The organism is Pseudomonas sp. OE 28.3, from assembly GCF_014268205.2.
Lineage (GTDB): Bacteria > Pseudomonadota > Gammaproteobacteria > Pseudomonadales > Pseudomonadaceae > Aquipseudomonas > Aquipseudomonas edaphica.
The window spans coordinates 3954847-3971377 of record NZ_CP077082.1 but is presented as its reverse complement, the minus strand read 5'-3'; the positions used below and the strand labels follow the sequence as shown (position 1 = coordinate 3971377).

Here is a 16531-nt window from a genome sequence, read left to right as displayed (position 1 = left end):
AAACAGAAAGGTTATGCAATGTATTGGCCTGCGCGCGTGTTTTGTGAACAATGGCGCCCTGCGTTTTGTCACCGAGAGCCCCATGCCTGAAACCACCGTTGAACTGATCCAGACTGGCCCCGAAGCGTCCGAGCTGATCCGCAACCTTTACCAGTATTACGCCTATGAGTCCTCGGACTGGGAACAGGAAGATGTCGAGGCGGATGGCCGCTTCTACATCCACGATGAGCACCTGACCCGTTACTGGCACGACCCGCAATGGAGCGCCAACCTGCTGCTGGTGGACGGTTATATCGCCGGCTTCCTGCTGATTGAAGGCAGCGAACTGCCAGGCATCGACGCCCTGGAACTGGCCGACCTGTTCATTCTCAAGCGCTACCGCCGCAAAGGCATTGGCCGTGCCATTGCCACCCAGGTGTTGAGCAGCGGCCAGGCCGATTGGCTGGTGCGTTTCTATGACCAGGATGAAGTGTCCCAGGCGTTCTGGCGTGCGGTGCTGGATGATTTGCCGCGCCCGGTGCAGACCCTCGAGCTGGAGGATGACCCGCAGTTGGTGAGTTACCTGATTACGCGAGCGGTCCTGCATTAAGCGAGCGCCTGCGGGCGCACGCTGGTTTACACCCACAGAGGCTTCGGCCTCTTTTTTATTGCGCTGAAAAACCATCATCGGTTGAAGAATAGAAGGTTTTAATGTTTTTAAGTACTTAAAAAAACATTTACAAGCCGACTCCATGCTGTGAGTATGTCCGGGCGAATTTAAAAAAACAAAAACATCCGCGGCACTGATCCCGTTCAGGCCATAACAACAACGACCTCAAACAGGCTTGAAGCCGGCTCCTGCCCCAGGCCGCTTCTGTGCGAAGGAGAACATCTCCCTTGAATCGCTTACTTAATGGCACGCTGTGCGTCACCCTCTTACTCGGCGCCGGCTTTGCGCAGGCCCAGACCACCTTGCGCGTCGGCTTGAACGCCGACATCCGCAGCACCGAGCCGGGCGTCAACCGTGACGAAAATACCGACACCGTGATGCTGCACATCGTTGAGGGCCTGGTAGCCCACCGCGAAGACGCCTCGGTTGGCCCGTTGCTGGCCCGCGAGGTGCAACGCGCCGACGACGGCTTGACCTACACCTTCAAATTACGCGAAGGCGTGCACTTCCAGAACGGTGCGACATTAACTGCCGATGATGTGAAGTGGACCTGGGAGCGCTACCTCAACCCCAAGACCCAGTGGCGTTGCCTGGCCGAATTCGACGGGCGTGGCGGGGCGAAAATCACCGCCATCGACACGCCGGACCCGCTCACCGTCGTGTTCCATCTCGACCAGCCCAGCGGCCTGTTCCTGGCTTCGATGGCGCGCCCCGATTGCGCCGGCAGCGGCATCCTGCACCCCGATTCGCTGGCCGCCGATGGCAGTTGGAAAGCCCCTGTCGGCACCGGCCCGTTCAGCCTCACCGAATGGAAACCCGGGCAATACGTGGTGCTGTCGCGCTTTCACGACTACAGCCTTCGTGACGACGCTGCACCGGACGGCTTTACCGGCAAGAAGCAGGCCCTGGTGGATGAAGTGCGCTTTATGGTGATCCCCGACCCGTCGTCGGCCAAAGCGGCATTGATGTCCAACAACATTGACCTGCTGCCCAATGTCAGCGCCAGCGATGCGCAGGAGTTGAAAACCACACCGGGTGTGCAGATTTCATTCAGCCCGATCATGGCCATCTGTGGCTTGTTGTTCCAGACCAACGATCCGCTGCTCAAAGATGTGCGCATCCGCCAGGCCATCGCCCATTCTCTGGATTACGGGCAAATGGTCAATGCGCTGTCCAACGGCACCTCCGAGCCGAACAACTCGGCCATCGCACAAACCAGCCCCTTCTACAGTGCCACCGCCAAGCAGGGCTACCGCTACGACCCGCAGCTGGCCCAGCGCCTGTTGAAAGAGGCCGGTTACCACGGCCAGCCGATCAAGATGATCGTCAATAAACGCTATTCGCAGATGTTCGACATGGGCCTGCTCAGCCAGGCAATGGCGGTGGCCAGTGGCTTGAACATCCAGATGGAAACCCTGGAGTGGGGCACCCAACTGGAGCGCTACCAGAGTGGCAATTACCAGATGATGGCGTTCTCTTACTCCTCGCGCCTGGACCCCGCTACCAGCTTCGATTCGCTGATGGGTGACAAGAGCAAGGAACCGCGCAAGGTCTGGGATAACCCCCAGGCCCAGGCGGTACTGCGTGAGGCGGTGCGCGAGAGCGACACGGCCAAGCGCCAGGCGCTGTTCGACCAGTTGCACTCGATGATGATCCACGACACGCCCATGGTGATCATCTACAACGGCACAGTAGCCGCGGCGCTGCGCGACAGCGTCAAGGGCTTCCATTCCTGGCCGGTGTCATCGCCAAGGCTGTGGGGCGTCAGCCTCGCGGCCCACTAACGAGGCCTGAGCATGTTGCGTTTTATTTTGCAAAAACTCGCGATGGCGATTCCGACACTGCTGCTGATCTCGGTGATGGTGTTCGCACTGATTCGCCTGATCCCGGGCGACCCGGCGCTGTTGATGCTCGGTGATATGGCCGACCCGCAAAGCCTGGCCGATATGCGCCACACCCTGGGCCTGGATCAATCGCTGGTCATGCAGTTCCTGATCTGGTTCAAGGCCGTAATGAGCTTCGACCTGGGTGTATCCATCAGCACCAAGCAGGCGGTATTGCCGCTGATCCTGGACCGCTTCAGCGTCAGCGCCACCATCGTGCTGGTGGCGGTGTTGTTTGCCACGTTGATCGCCGTGCCGATTGGCTTGATCGCGGCCTGGAAACAAAACAGCGCGCTCGACCTTGGGTTGGTGTCCGTCGCCACCTTGTTGCTGTCGATTCCCAGTTTCTGGCTTGGCCTGTTGCTGCTGCATGCCTTTGGTATTCAACTGGGCTGGTTGCCGGTGGTGGGCTACGTGAGTTTTGCCCAGGCGCCGTGGCAAGCGATCAGCTACATGGTGCTGCCGGTGGTGACGCTGACCCTGGTTGAAGTGGGCGCGATTACCCGCATGGCGCGTGCCAGCACCATCGAAGTGCTGCGCCTGGAGTACATCGCCCACGCCCGCGCCAAAGGCCTGTCGGAACGTGCGGTGCTGTGGAAACACGCGTTGCCCAATGCGTTTGCGCCGACCTGGACGCTGGTCGGGCTGATCCTCGGCAACCTGCTGGGTGGAATCGCTGTGCTGGAAACGGTGTTCACCCTGCCTGGCATCGGCCGCTTGATGGTCGATGCGATTTTTGCCCGCGACTATCCGGTGCTGCAAGGCTGCCTGTTGTTGATCACCTTTATCTATGTGCTGGTCAACCTGTGTGTGGATCTGCTCTATCCGCTGTTCGACCCAAGGGTGAAGTTATGAGTTCGACTATTGCCGTGCCCGTAGCGGCCAAGCGCCGACGCGGGTGGGCGCCGGCCAATGCCGTGATCGGCGGCGGGCTGCTGGTGGCGTTGATCGCGCTGGCGTTGATGGGGTTGGTGTGGTCGCCGTTCGATCCGCTGAAGATCGACTTGATCGCGCGTTTCCAAGCACCATCAGCGGCCCATTGGTTGGGCACCGATGAGTTTGGTCGCGACGTGTTCAGCCGCTTGCTGATCGGTGCCCGCACCAGCCTGTGGGTGAGTTTGCTCACGGTGACGGTGGCGGTACTGGCCGGCACCGTGATCGGCATGCTCGCCGGTTACTTGCGCGGTTGGACCGACCGCGTGTTGATGATGTTCAACGATGCGCTGCTGGCGTTTCCCGGCATCCTCATGGCGCTGGGCATCATGGCGATTATCGGTGCCAGCAAATACGGCATCGTGTTGGCCCTGGGCATTGCCTACACGCCCTCGGTGGTGCGGGTCGTGCGCGGCACGGTGTTATCCCTGCGTGAGCTGGAGTACATCGAAGCCTCGCGGGTCATCGGCAACTCCGAGCTGTACACCATGCTGCGGCACATCGCCCCCAACTGCCTCGCGCCACTGTGTGTGCTGGCCACCAGCATGTTCGGTTGGGCGCTGCTTTCGGAAAGCGCCCTGAGCTTCCTCGGCCTCGGCGTACCGCCACCGGCTGCCACCTGGGGCAACATGCTTGCCAGCAGTCGGCCGTATATCGCCTCGGCACCTTGGCTGGGTGTGTTTCCGGGGCTGTTTATCTGCCTGACGCTGTTGGCGATCAACTTGTTTGGCGACGCACTGCGTGACCGTCTCGACCCCCGGATGAGGAAATGAACATGCCCGCCAATTGTGTTTTGTTGAGTGTGCAAAACCTGAAGATCCGCGTCGGGGAACATGGCCCGCTGGCCGTCGATGACCTGAGTTTCTGTATCGCGCCGGGCGAGATTGTGGCGTTGGTGGGCGAGTCGGGCAGCGGCAAGACCATGGCCGCTCGCGCTGCCATCGGCTTGCTGCCGTTGCCGATGCAAGTGTGTGGCGGGCGCCTGGATTTCCAGGGCCGCGACCTGGTCAAGGCCGGCACTGAAGAATTGCGCGCGATTCGTGGTGCGAGCATCGGCATGGTGTTCCAGGAACCGATGGTGTCGCTCAACCCGGCGTTAAAAATCGGCCAACAGATGAGTGAGGCGCTCAGGCTGCACACTGACCTCGACCCGCCGCAGATCCGCGAGCGCTGCCTGGCCATGCTGCGTCGCATCGGGATCAAGGCGGCTGAACGTTGCCTGGAGTCCTACCCGCATCAGTTCTCCGGCGGCATGCGCCAGCGCATCATGCTCGCCTCGGTCATGCTGTTGCGCCCGGCGCTGTTGATCGCCGACGAACCCACCACTGCCCTCGACTGCCTGGCGCAGTTGGACGTGATCGAGTTGATGCTGGAGCTGACTCGCGAACAGGGCACGGCCATTCTGTTTATCAGCCATGACCTGTCACTCGTGGCCCGCTATGCGCACAAAGTGGTAGTGATGCGTCACGGCCAGGCGGTGGAGCAGGGCAGTACCCAAGACATCCTGCTGGCGCCCAAGGCCGAGTACACCCGCCAACTGCTTGAAGCCTTGCCACGGCGTGGCGAGCTGCCAGCATTGCCGGCGAGCAGTACGCCGTTGGTGGAGATTGACCAGGTGTGCATCGAGCACCCTGGGCCGACTTCGTTCTGGGGCAAGCGCCAGTACCAGCGCGTGGTGCATTCGGCCAGCCTGGCGATTGCACCTGGCGAAACCCTGGCACTGGTGGGCGGCAGTGGCTCGGGCAAAACCACCCTGGGTCGATCGCTGGTCGGGTTGATCAAACCTTGTGCCGGGTCGATCCGCTTCAAGGGCGTGGATATCCTCAAGGCCGCCAACCGTACTCACCGGCTGCAGTGCCAGATGATTTTCCAGGACCCGTATTCATCACTGAACCCACGGATGAAAATCGGCCAGATCCTTGCTGAACCCCTGCGCCACGAGCCCGGTTTGAATGCCGCCGAGCGGCGTGAGCGCGTCACGCAAACCCTTAAGGATGTCGGCCTTGGTGAGGAGTATGTCGAACGCTTTCCCCACCAACTGTCCGGTGGCCAACGCCAGCGTGTCGCTATTGGCCGCGCACTGGTGCGCCGCCCGCAATTGGTGGTCGCCGATGAGCCGATTTCGGCCCTGGACATGACCATTCAGAAACAGATCCTCGAACTGTTCGAGCGCTTGCAGGCGCAGTACGGTTTTGCCTGCCTGTTCATTTCCCATGACCTGGCGGCCGTGGAGCGCATCGCCCATCGCGTGGCGGTGATGCACCAGGGCGAGGTCGTGGAAGTGGGGGCACGCGAGCAGATCTTCGATTGCGCGCAGCACCCCTACACCCGCCAGTTACTGGCGGCCGCCAGCCCACTGGAGAAACTGCCGGGCGGCGGCTACCGAATACGACCGGCAATTTAACCCCCTGATTTCATCCGGCGCGCGGGCCTTCATGCCTGCGCGAGGGTGAACGTCGTGCCCAGAAAAACAATAAGACCTACTCACCGAAATGACTGCCAGGAGCCAACAACATGCCTAACAACACGCTCAACCTGATCTTCAAGCGTGCCGGTCTTATGAGCGGGGGCCTGCTGTGCGCCCCGGTCCAGGCGGACTTTATCAAGGACAGCAATGCAGATCTGGACTTGAAAAACTACTACTTCAATCGTGACTACCGCGAAGACGCCGGGCAATCCAAACGCGAGGAGTGGGCGCAGGGTTTTATCCTCAACCTCAAGTCGGGCTTTACCGAAGGCACCGTGGGGTTGGGTGTTGACGTGGTGGGCATGCTCGGCTTGAAACTCGATTCCAGCCCGGACCGCTCGGGCTCCGGTTTATTGTCGCGCGATAACGATGCTGCGCCGGGTAAACCGAGTTACTCCAGGCGTGCGCATGACGAGTACTCCAAATACGGCGTGACCGGCAAGGTGCGTGTTGCCCAGAGCGAGTTGCGCAGCGGCTACCTGCTGCCGGACTTGCCCACATTGCAACCCAATACCAGCCGATTGTTCCCGCAGACGTTCCGGGGCACGCAGGTGACCTCCACCGATATCGCCGGGCTGGCGCTGATTGGCGGGCAGATTGACCAGACCAAACAGCGTGAGTCCACCGAGTACGAGGATATGGGGCTGACCAGTCAGAGCGGGGCTTACAAAAGCACCGCCAGAAGTGATCGTTTTCGATTTGCCGGCGGCGATTACAGGCTCACGCCGGGCATGACCCTGAGTTATCACTTTGCGCAGCTGGAAGATATTTATCAGCAGCACTTTATTGGGCTGAAAAACAGCGTTGCGCTGGGCGGCGGCCTGCTCAAGACGGATATCCGATATTTCGATGCGGACACCTCAGGTGCCGGTTCGGCGGGCAACGTGGATAACCGCGCGCTGAGTACGCGGGCGATGTTCAGCTACAAGGGGCATAGCATGGGTGGCGGGTATCAGGAGCAGTACGGCACAACGCCGTTTACCTATGTGGACGGCACCAATACCTATCTGTTTTCCGAGTATCAGCTGAGTAACTTCTCGCAAACCAATGAACGGGTCTGGCATGCGCGGTATGACTTTGATTTTGCGGCGCTGGGGGTTGCGGGACTGACATTCTCTACGCGCTGGGCCAAGGGTGACCGGGCGCAGGTGAAGGGGTTTGCGGGGGAAGGGCGGGAGTGGGAGCGGGATATTGATGTGGGGTATGTATTCCAGTCGGGGGCGCTGAAAGGCGTTTCATTGCGCTGGCGCAATGGGTTGAGCAAGGCCAATTACCTGCGTGACATGAATGAAAACCGGGTGATCGTCGGTTACACCGTGGCGCTTTGGTGATGCACGTGTTTGCCCTGAAGACGCTGTCTCTGTGTGGTAGCTGGCTGGCCTGCGATGGCGGGCTTGCTCGCCAGAGCCATGTGTCAGGCGCTGGAAGACTTGGGTCGGGGTACATAGCCCCAGGTGGGCGTAACCGCTGCAGCGGATATGCCCCCAATCCACACGCCTCAGCTCTTGTTTCGCGCCACCCGCAACTTGCTCGCCACATCCAGATGCCGATGCAACAACGTCGACGCCCACTCATTATCGCCTTGCTCCAACGCATCCAGAATCGCCAGATGCTCCTGGCACGACACCCGGACCCGCTCCACATTGTTCACCGTGTGAAACTCGGTCAACCGTCGCAACCGGTTCTGCTGCTGGATCGCCTGCAAGATATAGCCATTACCGGAAGCCGCCGCCAGCAGCTCATGAAACTCCGCGTTGCACTCGATAAAACGCTGCCCATCAACCGTGCCCTCCAACAACTCCATCTGCCGCTCCCGGCAGCGGCGAAACTGCTCAGGGTTGATAGTGAACGTCGGCTCCAACAGCCCCGCCGGCTCCAGCAACATGCGGAAGCGGTAGCTCTCAAAGCGCGTCTTCGGGCTGTTCAGCGTTGGCAAAAACTGCCAGCCATGCCCGTGCTTGCGCTGCATCACACCCTCATCAGACAAGCGCAGCAAACACCGGCGCAGCACGCTTTTGCCGACACCGTAGCGGCGCAGCAAATCACTTTCGGAAATCTGGTCGGGCAGCACCTGGTTCAAACGGTCATCGATCAAGCGGGTGTACAGCTGATCTTCTTCGTTATGCAACGCACTGACCTGTTGCGCCAAGCCATCGCCGGCTTCCAGTGGCACACGAAAGCCCTGCTGCGCCAGCGGCTCGATGGCTTTCTGTGTGGCCAGGTACGACAGCGCGCTGCGGATCGGCGAGCGCGACACGCCCAGGCGCTGGGCCAGTTCCACTTCTTTGAGGTGCATCCCGGGTTGCAGGTCGCCGCTGGCGATGGCGGCCAGGATCTGTCCGGCGACTTTGGTCTGCAGCGAGGTGAGTTGGGGCATGGCGTGAAGTCGATCCTGTGACAAGGGAGGCAAGAATACCCGGAAAACTGAATTATAGGCGGCTCAAATACATGAAGGCCGTCGTGAGTAAAACCTTATCTGCATTATTTGAAATATAAAAACATCAAAGAGGACATCATGACCTACATTCCGTTGCCCAGGGCCTTGCCCCATGAACGCGGTGTCGACCCCGCCGGCATTGCCGATTTCATTCAGGCCGTGTCCCTGGCGGGTCTTGAACTGCACAGTTTCATGCTCTATCGCCAAGGTGCGGTGGTGGTCGAGGCGTTTTGGCAACCCTACTCGGCGCACCGCATGCATGTGCAGCATTCGGCAACTAAAAGTTGGACCGCCACCGCGATCGGCCTGTTGGTGGACGACGGTCGCCTGCGGCTTGACGCTAAGGTCGTCAGTTTCTTCCCCGAGTTGTGCCCGCAGCCCATCAGCGCCAACCTCGCGGCCATGACCGTGGAGGATTTACTGACCATGCGCACCGGCCATGCACGCGGGATTTCCGGCGGGGACTGGCGCAACCTGCAAAGCAGTTGGGTCGAGGCCTTTCTCAACGAGCCGGTGGACGAGCCGCCGGGCCAGGCGTTTATCTACAGCAGTGCTTCCAGCTTTATGCTTTCGGCGATTGTCACCCAGGTGACCGGGCAGACGATGCATGCCCTGCTGCAGGCGCGTGTCCTTGATTACCTGGGGCTCGACAAGCTTGCGTGGGACCTGGCGCCGGGGGGCTTCAACGCCGGCGGCAATGGCTTGAGTTGCACCAGCGAAGACGCGTTGAAATTCGGCGTGTTGCACCTCAACCAGGGCCAGTGGCAGGGCCGCCAGCTGTTGTCGCCACAGTGGGTGGCACAGGCCACGCGCAACCAGGTACAGGACGTATGGATGGGCGAGTTCGACGGCAAGCAGTATCTGCCACGGGACAAAAACAAGGGCAACGAAGCCCAGCGCGAAGGCTATGGCTACCAGTGGTGGATGACCGAGCACGGCGGCTATTACGCCTCGGGGGTGTTCGGCCAGCAGTGCATGGTGCTGCCGGAGCAGGACACGGTGATTGTCTTCACCTGCGGCCTGCGCCTGGGCGAGAAACGCTTGCACCAGGCGCTGTGGCAGCATCTGTTCCCGGCGCTGGGGCGCACTGCTGCGGATGCTCAAACCAGCCAAATGCACTTGGACGCGCTGATCGAGGGCCTGCGCCTGCCCGGGCTGCCAGGCCTGCATGCCTCGCCCGCCAGCGCCGCCATGCAAGGTCGGTTCGCCATCGAACCCAATGAGGACGGTGTGCGCGAGTTGGCCTTTGATTTCCAGGGAGAGCACTGCGATTTCACCCTGGTTGACCACCGCGGCACCCACCACATACGTGCCGGCTTGCGGCAACCGATCGAAACCACCACCAGCATGACCGGCAACTATCTGCATCACCAGTATCAACCCGAGCAAACGCAGGTGGTTGCCCAGGCGCGGTGGATGCCCGAGGGCGAGTTGCACATGGATTGGCGCTTTGTTGAAACCGCATTCGGTGACCACGTGCGCTGCCGCCTGCTGGAGGGTCGCTTGTATTGCGACCGAGGTGTGAACACCAACGCCGGTGCCTTGCAACGGCCAACCCTTTTCGGCGTACGCACACAGTCTTAAGGAGTGCACGCAATGACCTCTTCCCTATGGGCGCCCTTTACCGCGATGCGCGCCTTCAACCGTCAGTCGATGTTGTTTGATCGCGCTGCCGGCATGCATTACACCACCACCGAGGGGCGCGAGATGCTCGACGCCATGGCCGGGCTCTGGTGCGTCAACGCCGGTCACGGCCAGCCGCGTATCGTCGAGGCGATTCGGGAAGCGGCGGGGCGCCTGGACTTTGTGTCCTCATTCAAGATGAGCCACCCTGCGGCGCTGACCCTGGCTGATCGTCTTGTGGCAACCGCCCCTACGGGCCTGGATAAAGTGTTTTTTACCAACTCCGGTTCCGAAGCGGTGGATACTGCGTTAAAGATCGCTCGCGCCTACCATCAGGCGCGCGGCGACTGCCGCCGCACCAAGCTGATCGGCCGCGCCAAGGGCTATCATGGCATGGGGTTTGGCGGTTTGTCGGTGTCGGGGATTGGCCGCCAGAAGCGCGACTTCGGCCCGTTGCTGGGTGATGTGGCGCATTTGCCGCTGCCCTATGACGCGGGCTTACGTTTCAGCCCGGGTCAGCCGCAGCAGGGCGCGCACTATGCCGATGCCTTGTTGCAGTTGCTGGAGATCCACGACCCGGCAACCGTGGCGGCCGTGATTGTCGAGCCGGTCACCGGTTCAGGCGGCGTGTACGCACCGCCCCTGGGCTACCTGCAAAGATTGCGCGAGATCTGTGATCGTCATGGCGTGCTGCTGATTTTTGATGAAGTGATTACCGGTTTCGGCCGCCTCGGTCATGGGTTCGCCGCCCAGGCTTTCGGTGTTACGCCAGACCTGATGACCCTGGCCAAAGGCCTCACCAACGGTGCGGTGCCCATGGGCGGCGTGCTGGTCAGCGGCGCGGTGTACGAGGCTTTTATGCAAGGCCCGGAGCAGGCCATCGAGTTGATGCATGGGTACACCTATTCAGCGCATCCACTGGCGTGCGCAGCGGGTTTGGCGACCCTGCAGGTGCACGAGGAACTGGCTATCAACACCCATGTTCAGCAGCTTGCCCCGCTGTGGCAAGCCCGCGCGCTGGCGCTGCGTGAACAACCGTGGGTGCTGGATGTGCGTGCAACAGGTTTGCTCTGTGCGGTCGAACTTAAGCCGCGCGAGGGTGCGCCGGGTGCGCGGGCCGGGGAAGTCGCCCAGCGCTGTTACGAGGCGGGCGTGCTGGTGCGCGCGTCCGGGGACAATATCCTGCTGTCGCCGCCGTTGATCATCAGCGAGGAGCAGGTCGCGCTGGTTTTCCATACCTTGGGCGCTGCGCTGGAGGCGACGCGATGAATCACCGGGACTTTTACATCGACGGCCAATGGGTCAAGCCATTGGGGGCCGAAACCCTGGCGGTGCTCAACCCGGCCACCGAGTGCGTCATCACCCGCATCAGCCTGGGCACTGTCGCCGATCTGGACCTGGCGGTGGCTGCCGCTCGGCGCGCTTTTGACTGCTACAGCCAATGGTCACGCGAGCAACGCCTGGAGCTGTTGGCGGCGATCATCGACGGCTATCGCCAACACAGCGAAGCCCTCGCGCAGTGCGTGCACCAGGAGATGGGCGCGCCATTGTCGCTGGCGCGCAGCGCACACGTGCCGGCAGGCCTGGGCCATCTGCAACGGGCCTATGAACTGCTGAAAGACTACGCATTCGAGCGCCTCCACGGCAGCACTCTGATCAGCCGTGAGCCGATTGGCGTGTGCGGGCTCATCACGCCGTGGAACTGGCCACTGAATCAGCTGACCTGCAAGCTCGCCCCAGCCCTGGCAGCGGGCTGCACCCTGGTGCTCAAACCCAGCGAAAAGGCGCCCCTGTCGGCCCTGTTGCTGGCCGACATCCTGCATCGCGCCGGGGTGCCCAAGGGCGTGTTCAACCTGGTCAATGGTGATGGGCCGACCCTCGGCGAGGGGATTGCCCGCCATGCTGATATCGACATGGTTTCCTTTACCGGCTCGACCGGCGCAGGGGTTGCGGTGGCCAAGGCGGCCGCGCAAACGGTCAAGCGGGTCTGCCAGGAACTGGGCGGCAAGTCGGCCAACCTGATCCTCGCGGATGCGGACTTCGATGCAGCGGTGCGCCACGGCGTCAGCAGTTGCTTTCGCAACAGCGGGCAGTCATGCAACGCACCGACGCGCCTGCTGGTTCCACGGGCCATGCAGGCCGGTGCGGTACAGATTGCCCGAGAGGTGGCGGCGCAAGTGTGTTTTGACGACAGCAACCCGGCCACGGCCATCGGGCCGCTGGCCAATCAGGCGCAGTTCGAACGCGTGCAGAGGGTGTTGGGGGCAGTCGCCCAGGCGCCGGTATGCGGTGGCGTGGGGCGGCCCGAAGCGCTGACGACGGGTTTTTATACGCGGCCCACGGTGTTCGCCGACGTCGACCCGCAGTCGCCGATTGCCCGTGAAGAAGTGTTCGGGCCGGTGTTGGTGATCATCCCGTACGACAGCGAAGCGCAGGCGATCGCAATTGCCAACGACAGCCCCTACGGTCTCTCCGGTTACGTCAGCGCCGGCACCCTGGAACGCGCGCGTTTCGTGGCTCGGCAACTGCGCACGGGCATGGTCCACCTCAACGGTAGCAAGGCTGACAATGGCGCGCCATTTGGCGGGTACAAGCAGTCGGGCAATGGTCGCGAGTGGGGCGTGTTTGGCTTGGAGGATTACCTGGAGGTGAAGTCGATGTTCGGTTATGCGCCTAACCCGGATTGAACAACACCTGTTGCATGGCCTGTGGCGGCTGCCCGAAGGCACGCAGAAACGCCTGGCGCATGCGTTCGCGGTCACCAAAGCCGGTTTCGCGGGCCACCACTTCGACCGGGTGACGGCTGGTTTCCATCATTGCTCGGGCCGCTTCCACGCGCAGTGATTCGATGGCCTTGGCCGGCGTTTGCCCGGTTTCTTCGCGAAACACCCGACTGAACTGGCGCGGGCTCAGGCGGGCAACCTCGGCCAGGGCTTCCACCGAGAGGTCGTGGGTCAGGTTTTCGCGGGCATAGGCCAGGGCCAGCTGCACGCGGTCGGATTTGGGGTCCAGTTCCAGCAGGGCTGACAATTGCGACTGCTCACTGCCGCGGCGTTGGGCGATCACCAGTTTGCGGGCGATGCGCCGGGCCAGGTCGCTGCCCAGGTCAGCCTCGACCATGGCCAGTGCCAGGTCGACGCCGGCACTCATGCCGGCGCCGGTCCAGATCTGGCCGTCGACCACGAACAGTTTGTCTTCCTCAAGCTGGATGTGCGGGTAGCGCTTGCGAAAGGCGGGCGCGTGGATCCAGTGGGTGGTGGTGCGCTTGCCCTCGAGCAAGCCGGCTTCGGCCAACACGAAGATGCCCATGCACAATGAGGCCATGCGCCGTGATTGGGCGGAGGCGGCCTTGACCAATTCGAGCAGGTTGGCTTCCGGCAAGCGAAATTCCAGATAGCCGCTGACGATCAGCGTGTCATAGCCCTGCGCGCGGATCGGCGTGGTGTTCACCGAAAAGCCTTGGGAGGTCATCACGGCACCGCCGCTTTCGGACACCAGGTGAAACTCATAGGCCGGTTCGCCGCGCAGCAGGTTCGCGCATTCAAATACCGAGCCCAGGCTAAGGCTCAGGGATTGAAAGTTCGGGTAAACCATCAGCGCAACGCTGTGCATCATTGTTCTCCAAAAAACGCGGGCCAAGGGCTCGGGAGGGGTGATTGTCGGCGCGTGCCAGGTAAACGGCAACCGGCTTTGTGGCATGTCCGGAATCCTTGCGCATCTGACATTGTTGAAGGTTTGCGTGGCGCCTAACATCCCCTCAACGAACTAGACGACTGGTCTAATCGGACGGGAAGCGTGATGAACAACCAAGCTAAAAGTACTCGGCAGGTCATTCTGGACACGGCGCAAGTGATTGTCGGCCGTAAAGGATTTTCTGCGGTGGGCTTGAACGAAATACTGCAAGCCGCCGAAGTACCCAAAGGCTCGTTCTATCACTACTTCAACTCCAAGGATGCCTTCGGCGTGGTGTTGCTCGACAGTTACTTCGACCACTACGTCAACGGCATGCAGCAGTTGTTCAATCAGCCTAGGCTGTCAGGTTTTGCCAAGTTGATGCGCTATTGGCACTCCTGGGTCGACAACCAGACCGGCTGCACCGACACGGGCAAATGCCTTGCCGTCAAACTCGGTGCCGAGGTGTCAGATCTTTCAGAGCCGATGCGTCTGGCCCTGCAGCGCGGCACTGCACGCACCATTGCGTTGCTGGCAGAAGCCTTGCAGCACGGCGTTGAAGACGGCTCGCTGCAGGCACAGCCACACCCCGAAAGCCTGGCCCGGCGCCTGTATGCGTTGTGGCTGGGGACCAGCGTCATGAGCAAGATCACCCGAACATCCGCGCCGTTTGATGAGGCGCTGCTACTCACACAACATCTACTGCAACCCATCGATCGAGGCACTGGAAAATGAAAGTATTAATGGTACTGACCTCTCACGACCAGCTGGGCAATACCGGTCGTAAAACCGGCTTCTGGCTCGAAGAGTTTGCCGCTCCGTATTACACCTTCAAGGACGCCGGTGCCGAACTGGTGCTGGCATCCCCGGCCGGTGGCCAGCCACCGCTGGACCCGGTCAGTGACCAGCCGGATGCGCAAACCGACGATACCCGCCGCTTTGCCGCCGATTCGGCCGCGCAGCAGGCCCTGGCCAACACGGTCAAGCTGGACTCGGTGAATGCTGCCGACTTCGACACGGTGTTTTACCCAGGTGGTCATGGGCCATTGTGGGACCTGGCCGAATCGCAAGCGTCGATCGCGCTGATCGAAGCCTTTGAGCGCGCCGGCAAGCCGATCGGGTTTGTCTGCCATGCGCCGGGCGCGCTGCGTCACGTCAAGGCGGTCAACGGCGAGCCGTTGGTGAAGGGCCGTCGTGTGACGGGCTTCTCCAATTCCGAAGAAGCCGCCGTGGGCCTGACCGATGTGGTGCCGTTTTTGATTGAAGATGATTTCAAGGCGCTCGGTGGCCTGTATGAGAAGGGCGCCGACTGGCAATCCTTTGTGCTTGAAGATGGTTTGCTGGTGACCGGGCAGAACCCTGCCAGCTCCAGCGATGTGGCCAAGGCCCTGCTGAAACTCACCGCTTAAATTAACTAACCGTTGTAGGCATTGGCGGCTCTCAAGAGCCGCCAACGCTTTTGTTCGCCCTGAATTTGGACAGTGACTCATGACTATGCGTGTTTTAAATACCCCGATAAAACTGGGGTGTCACACCTTGAATAACCGGGTTGTGCTGCCGCCCTTGACCCGTCAACGCAGTGCGCAACCGGGTGATATCGCCACCGACCTGATGGCCGAATATTACCGCCAGCGCGCCAGCGCCGGGTTCATGGTCAGTGAAGGCACACAGATCGAACCTCGCGGCCAGGGCTATGCGTGGACGCCGGGTATCTACACGCCCGCGCAGATCGACGGCTGGCGCAAAGTCACCGAGGCGGTGCATGCCGAAGGCGGGGTGATTTTCGCCCAGCTCTGGCATGTTGGCCGTGTGTCCCATAACGCCCTGCAGCCAGAAGGGTTGGCACCGGTCGCGCCCTCTGCATTGAGGGCGGAGCAGGCGAAAGCCTTTATCGAAACCGGCCCCGGCGTGGGCGAATTGAAACAGCCGCCGGTGCCGCGTGCATTGAGCGTGCTGGAGATTGAGGAGTTGGTTGGGCATTACGCACAGGCTGCGCGCAATGCCTTGGACGCCGGGTTCGATGGCGTGGAAATCCATGCCGCCAATGGTTACCTGGTCAACCAGTTCATTTCGGCTCACGCCAACCAGCGCGACGACGAATACGGCGGCTCGTTGCACAATCGCCTGCGCTTTTTGCGCGAGATCGTTGAAGCAGTGACGGCCGTGGTTGGGCCGGAGCGTCTTGGCGTGCGTTTTTCGCCGTTGTTCAGCGGCACTGATCAGGACCGCGTGTACATCGGCCTGGTGGAGGAAGACCCGCATCACACCTATATCGAGGCGATCAAGGTGCTGGAGGCGTCTGGCATTGCCTATGTGTCCATCGCCGAAGCCGACTGGGACAACGCGCCTGACCTGCCGGAAACCTTCCGCCAGGCGGTGCGCAAAACCTTCAGCGGACGGATCATCTACGCCGGGCGTTACACCGCTGAGCGCGGTGCAAAGCTGCTGGAGGCGGGGCTGGCGGACCTGATCGCATTCGGTCGCCCGTTCATCGCCAACCCGGACTTGCCACAGCGGCTTTTCAACGGCTGGCCATTGAACCCGCTGCGGGCTGAGGGCATGTATGGCGGCTTTGAGCAGGGCTATACCGATTACCCGGTGTACGCCGGGTAAGTGTGCCAAGCCGCTGCGATGGCGGTGGTTCAGGTGGTTTATGTTTCGCCAGTGCCGCCGTCTTCGCAGCCTCGCCGGGGCTCGACAGCTCCCACATTTGAGCTTTGTCGCTGGGTGAATCTGCGTTCGATGCGATGGCCCTGCAAACCGAACCCCCAGCAACACAGCCGATTCCCTGTGGGAGCTGTCGAGCTTTAGCGAGGCTGCGAAAGCGGTGGGTCAGGCAACTTGTATGTCGCCTGTGCCGTCGCCTC

At 61.4% G+C, this 16531-nt stretch carries 14 protein-coding genes; 12 read left to right on the top strand and 2 right to left on the bottom strand.

What is annotated here, in order from left to right; all coding sequences use genetic code 11:
- Positions 1-82 precede the first annotated feature (82 nt).
- The 6 genes from HU759_RS17585 (at position 83) to HU759_RS17560 (ending at position 7263) form a co-directional block, all read left to right on the top strand.
- Positions 83-589, top strand: a complete 507-nt coding sequence (locus tag HU759_RS17585; RefSeq protein WP_099549190.1) for a GNAT family N-acetyltransferase — start codon at positions 83-85, stop codon at positions 587-589.
- A gap of 311 nt (positions 590-900) precedes the next feature.
- On the top strand, positions 901-2433 hold the full coding sequence (locus HU759_RS17580; protein WP_225933064.1) for an ABC transporter substrate-binding protein: 1533 nt from the start codon (positions 901-903) through the stop codon (positions 2431-2433).
- 12 nt (positions 2434-2445) lie between these two features.
- A complete protein-coding gene (locus HU759_RS17575) occupies positions 2446-3387 on the top strand; it encodes an ABC transporter permease (protein WP_099549170.1) in 942 nt (313 codons plus the stop codon).
- On the top strand, positions 3384-4238 hold the full coding sequence (locus tag HU759_RS17570) for an ABC transporter permease (protein ID WP_099549171.1): 855 nt from the start codon (positions 3384-3386) through the stop codon (positions 4236-4238). Before HU759_RS17575 ends, HU759_RS17570 begins: the two co-directional genes overlap by 4 nt.
- The gene (locus HU759_RS17565; protein ID WP_099549172.1) at positions 4235-5869 is read left to right on the top strand and encodes an ABC transporter ATP-binding protein; all 1635 of its coding nucleotides are present in this window, start codon (positions 4235-4237) and stop codon (positions 5867-5869) included. Before HU759_RS17570 ends, HU759_RS17565 begins: the two co-directional genes overlap by 4 nt.
- A gap of 110 nt (positions 5870-5979) precedes the next feature.
- Positions 5980-7263 carry an OprD family porin gene (locus HU759_RS17560; RefSeq protein WP_186618368.1) on the top strand — a complete coding sequence of 428 codons (1284 nt, stop codon included), beginning with the start codon at positions 5980-5982 and terminating at the stop codon, positions 7261-7263.
- A 167-nt stretch (positions 7264-7430) separates the two neighbouring features.
- Here the strand turns inward: HU759_RS17560 and HU759_RS17555 are convergent, their stop codons facing one another.
- Positions 7431-8309 carry a GntR family transcriptional regulator gene (locus tag HU759_RS17555; RefSeq protein ID WP_099549174.1) on the bottom strand — a complete coding sequence of 293 codons (879 nt, stop codon included), beginning with the start codon at positions 8307-8309 and terminating at the stop codon, positions 7431-7433.
- 138 nt (positions 8310-8447) lie between these two features.
- On the opposite strand from HU759_RS17555, the gene HU759_RS17550 reads away from it, so the two are divergent.
- The 3 genes from HU759_RS17550 to HU759_RS17540 are packed head-to-tail and all read left to right on the top strand — an operon-like array spanning position 8448 to position 12679.
- Positions 8448-9953, top strand: a complete 1506-nt coding sequence (locus HU759_RS17550) for a serine hydrolase (RefSeq protein WP_186618367.1) — start codon at positions 8448-8450, stop codon at positions 9951-9953.
- 12 nt (positions 9954-9965) lie between these two features.
- The gene (locus HU759_RS17545; protein ID WP_186618366.1) at positions 9966-11261 is read left to right on the top strand and encodes an aminotransferase class III-fold pyridoxal phosphate-dependent enzyme; all 1296 of its coding nucleotides are present in this window, start codon (positions 9966-9968) and stop codon (positions 11259-11261) included.
- A complete protein-coding gene (locus HU759_RS17540; RefSeq protein WP_170040799.1) occupies positions 11258-12679 on the top strand; it encodes an aldehyde dehydrogenase family protein in 1422 nt (473 codons plus the stop codon). The genes HU759_RS17545 and HU759_RS17540 overlap by 4 nt, the downstream gene beginning before the upstream one ends.
- On the opposite strand, the gene HU759_RS17535 is transcribed toward HU759_RS17540, so the two are convergent.
- On the bottom strand, positions 12666-13604 hold the full coding sequence (locus HU759_RS17535) for a GlxA family transcriptional regulator (protein ID WP_186618365.1): 939 nt from the start codon (positions 13602-13604) through the stop codon (positions 12666-12668). The genes HU759_RS17540 and HU759_RS17535 overlap by 14 nt on opposite strands.
- A 186-nt stretch (positions 13605-13790) precedes the next feature.
- Between HU759_RS17535 and HU759_RS17530 the strand changes: the two genes are divergently transcribed.
- The 3 genes from HU759_RS17530 (at position 13791) to HU759_RS17520 (ending at position 16277) form a co-directional block, all read left to right on the top strand.
- Positions 13791-14399 (top strand): TetR/AcrR family transcriptional regulator, encoded by a 609-nt coding sequence (locus tag HU759_RS17530; protein ID WP_186618364.1) that lies wholly within the window; start codon positions 13791-13793, stop codon positions 14397-14399.
- Positions 14396-15073: a type 1 glutamine amidotransferase domain-containing protein gene (locus HU759_RS17525; RefSeq protein ID WP_169988365.1), complete on the top strand. Its 678-nt coding sequence runs from the start codon at positions 14396-14398 to the stop codon at positions 15071-15073. The genes HU759_RS17530 and HU759_RS17525 overlap by 4 nt, the downstream gene beginning before the upstream one ends.
- A 79-nt stretch (positions 15074-15152) precedes the next feature.
- Positions 15153-16277 (top strand): alkene reductase, encoded by a 1125-nt coding sequence (locus HU759_RS17520; RefSeq protein ID WP_186618363.1) that lies wholly within the window; start codon positions 15153-15155, stop codon positions 16275-16277.
- Positions 16278-16531: the final 254 nt, after the last annotated feature.

What these genes read in the sequence shown, in the direction of transcription:
- HU759_RS17560 (WP_186618368.1), top strand. Translation starts at nt 5,980, where the DNA reads ATGCCTAACAACACGCTCAACCTGATCTTCAAGCGTGCCGGTCTTATG.
- HU759_RS17550 (WP_186618367.1), top strand. Translation starts at nt 8,448, where the DNA reads ATGACCTACATTCCGTTGCCCAGGGCCTTGCCCCATGAACGCGGTGTC.
- HU759_RS17555 (WP_099549174.1), bottom strand. Translation starts at nt 8,309, where the DNA reads ATGCCCCAACTCACCTCGCTGCAGACCAAAGTCGCCGGACAGATCCTG.
- HU759_RS17565 (WP_099549172.1), top strand. Translation starts at nt 4,235, where the DNA reads ATGAACATGCCCGCCAATTGTGTTTTGTTGAGTGTGCAAAACCTGAAG.
- HU759_RS17540 (WP_170040799.1), top strand. Translation starts at nt 11,258, where the DNA reads ATGAATCACCGGGACTTTTACATCGACGGCCAATGGGTCAAGCCATTG.
- HU759_RS17520 (WP_186618363.1), top strand. Translation starts at nt 15,153, where the DNA reads ATGACTATGCGTGTTTTAAATACCCCGATAAAACTGGGGTGTCACACC.
- HU759_RS17585 (WP_099549190.1), top strand. Translation starts at nt 83, where the DNA reads ATGCCTGAAACCACCGTTGAACTGATCCAGACTGGCCCCGAAGCGTCC.
- HU759_RS17570 (WP_099549171.1), top strand. Translation starts at nt 3,384, where the DNA reads ATGAGTTCGACTATTGCCGTGCCCGTAGCGGCCAAGCGCCGACGCGGG.
- HU759_RS17530 (WP_186618364.1), top strand. Translation starts at nt 13,791, where the DNA reads ATGAACAACCAAGCTAAAAGTACTCGGCAGGTCATTCTGGACACGGCG.
- HU759_RS17575 (WP_099549170.1), top strand. Translation starts at nt 2,446, where the DNA reads ATGTTGCGTTTTATTTTGCAAAAACTCGCGATGGCGATTCCGACACTG.
- HU759_RS17535 (WP_186618365.1), bottom strand. Translation starts at nt 13,604, where the DNA reads ATGCACAGCGTTGCGCTGATGGTTTACCCGAACTTTCAATCCCTGAGC.
- HU759_RS17525 (WP_169988365.1), top strand. Translation starts at nt 14,396, where the DNA reads ATGAAAGTATTAATGGTACTGACCTCTCACGACCAGCTGGGCAATACC.
- HU759_RS17545 (WP_186618366.1), top strand. Translation starts at nt 9,966, where the DNA reads ATGACCTCTTCCCTATGGGCGCCCTTTACCGCGATGCGCGCCTTCAAC.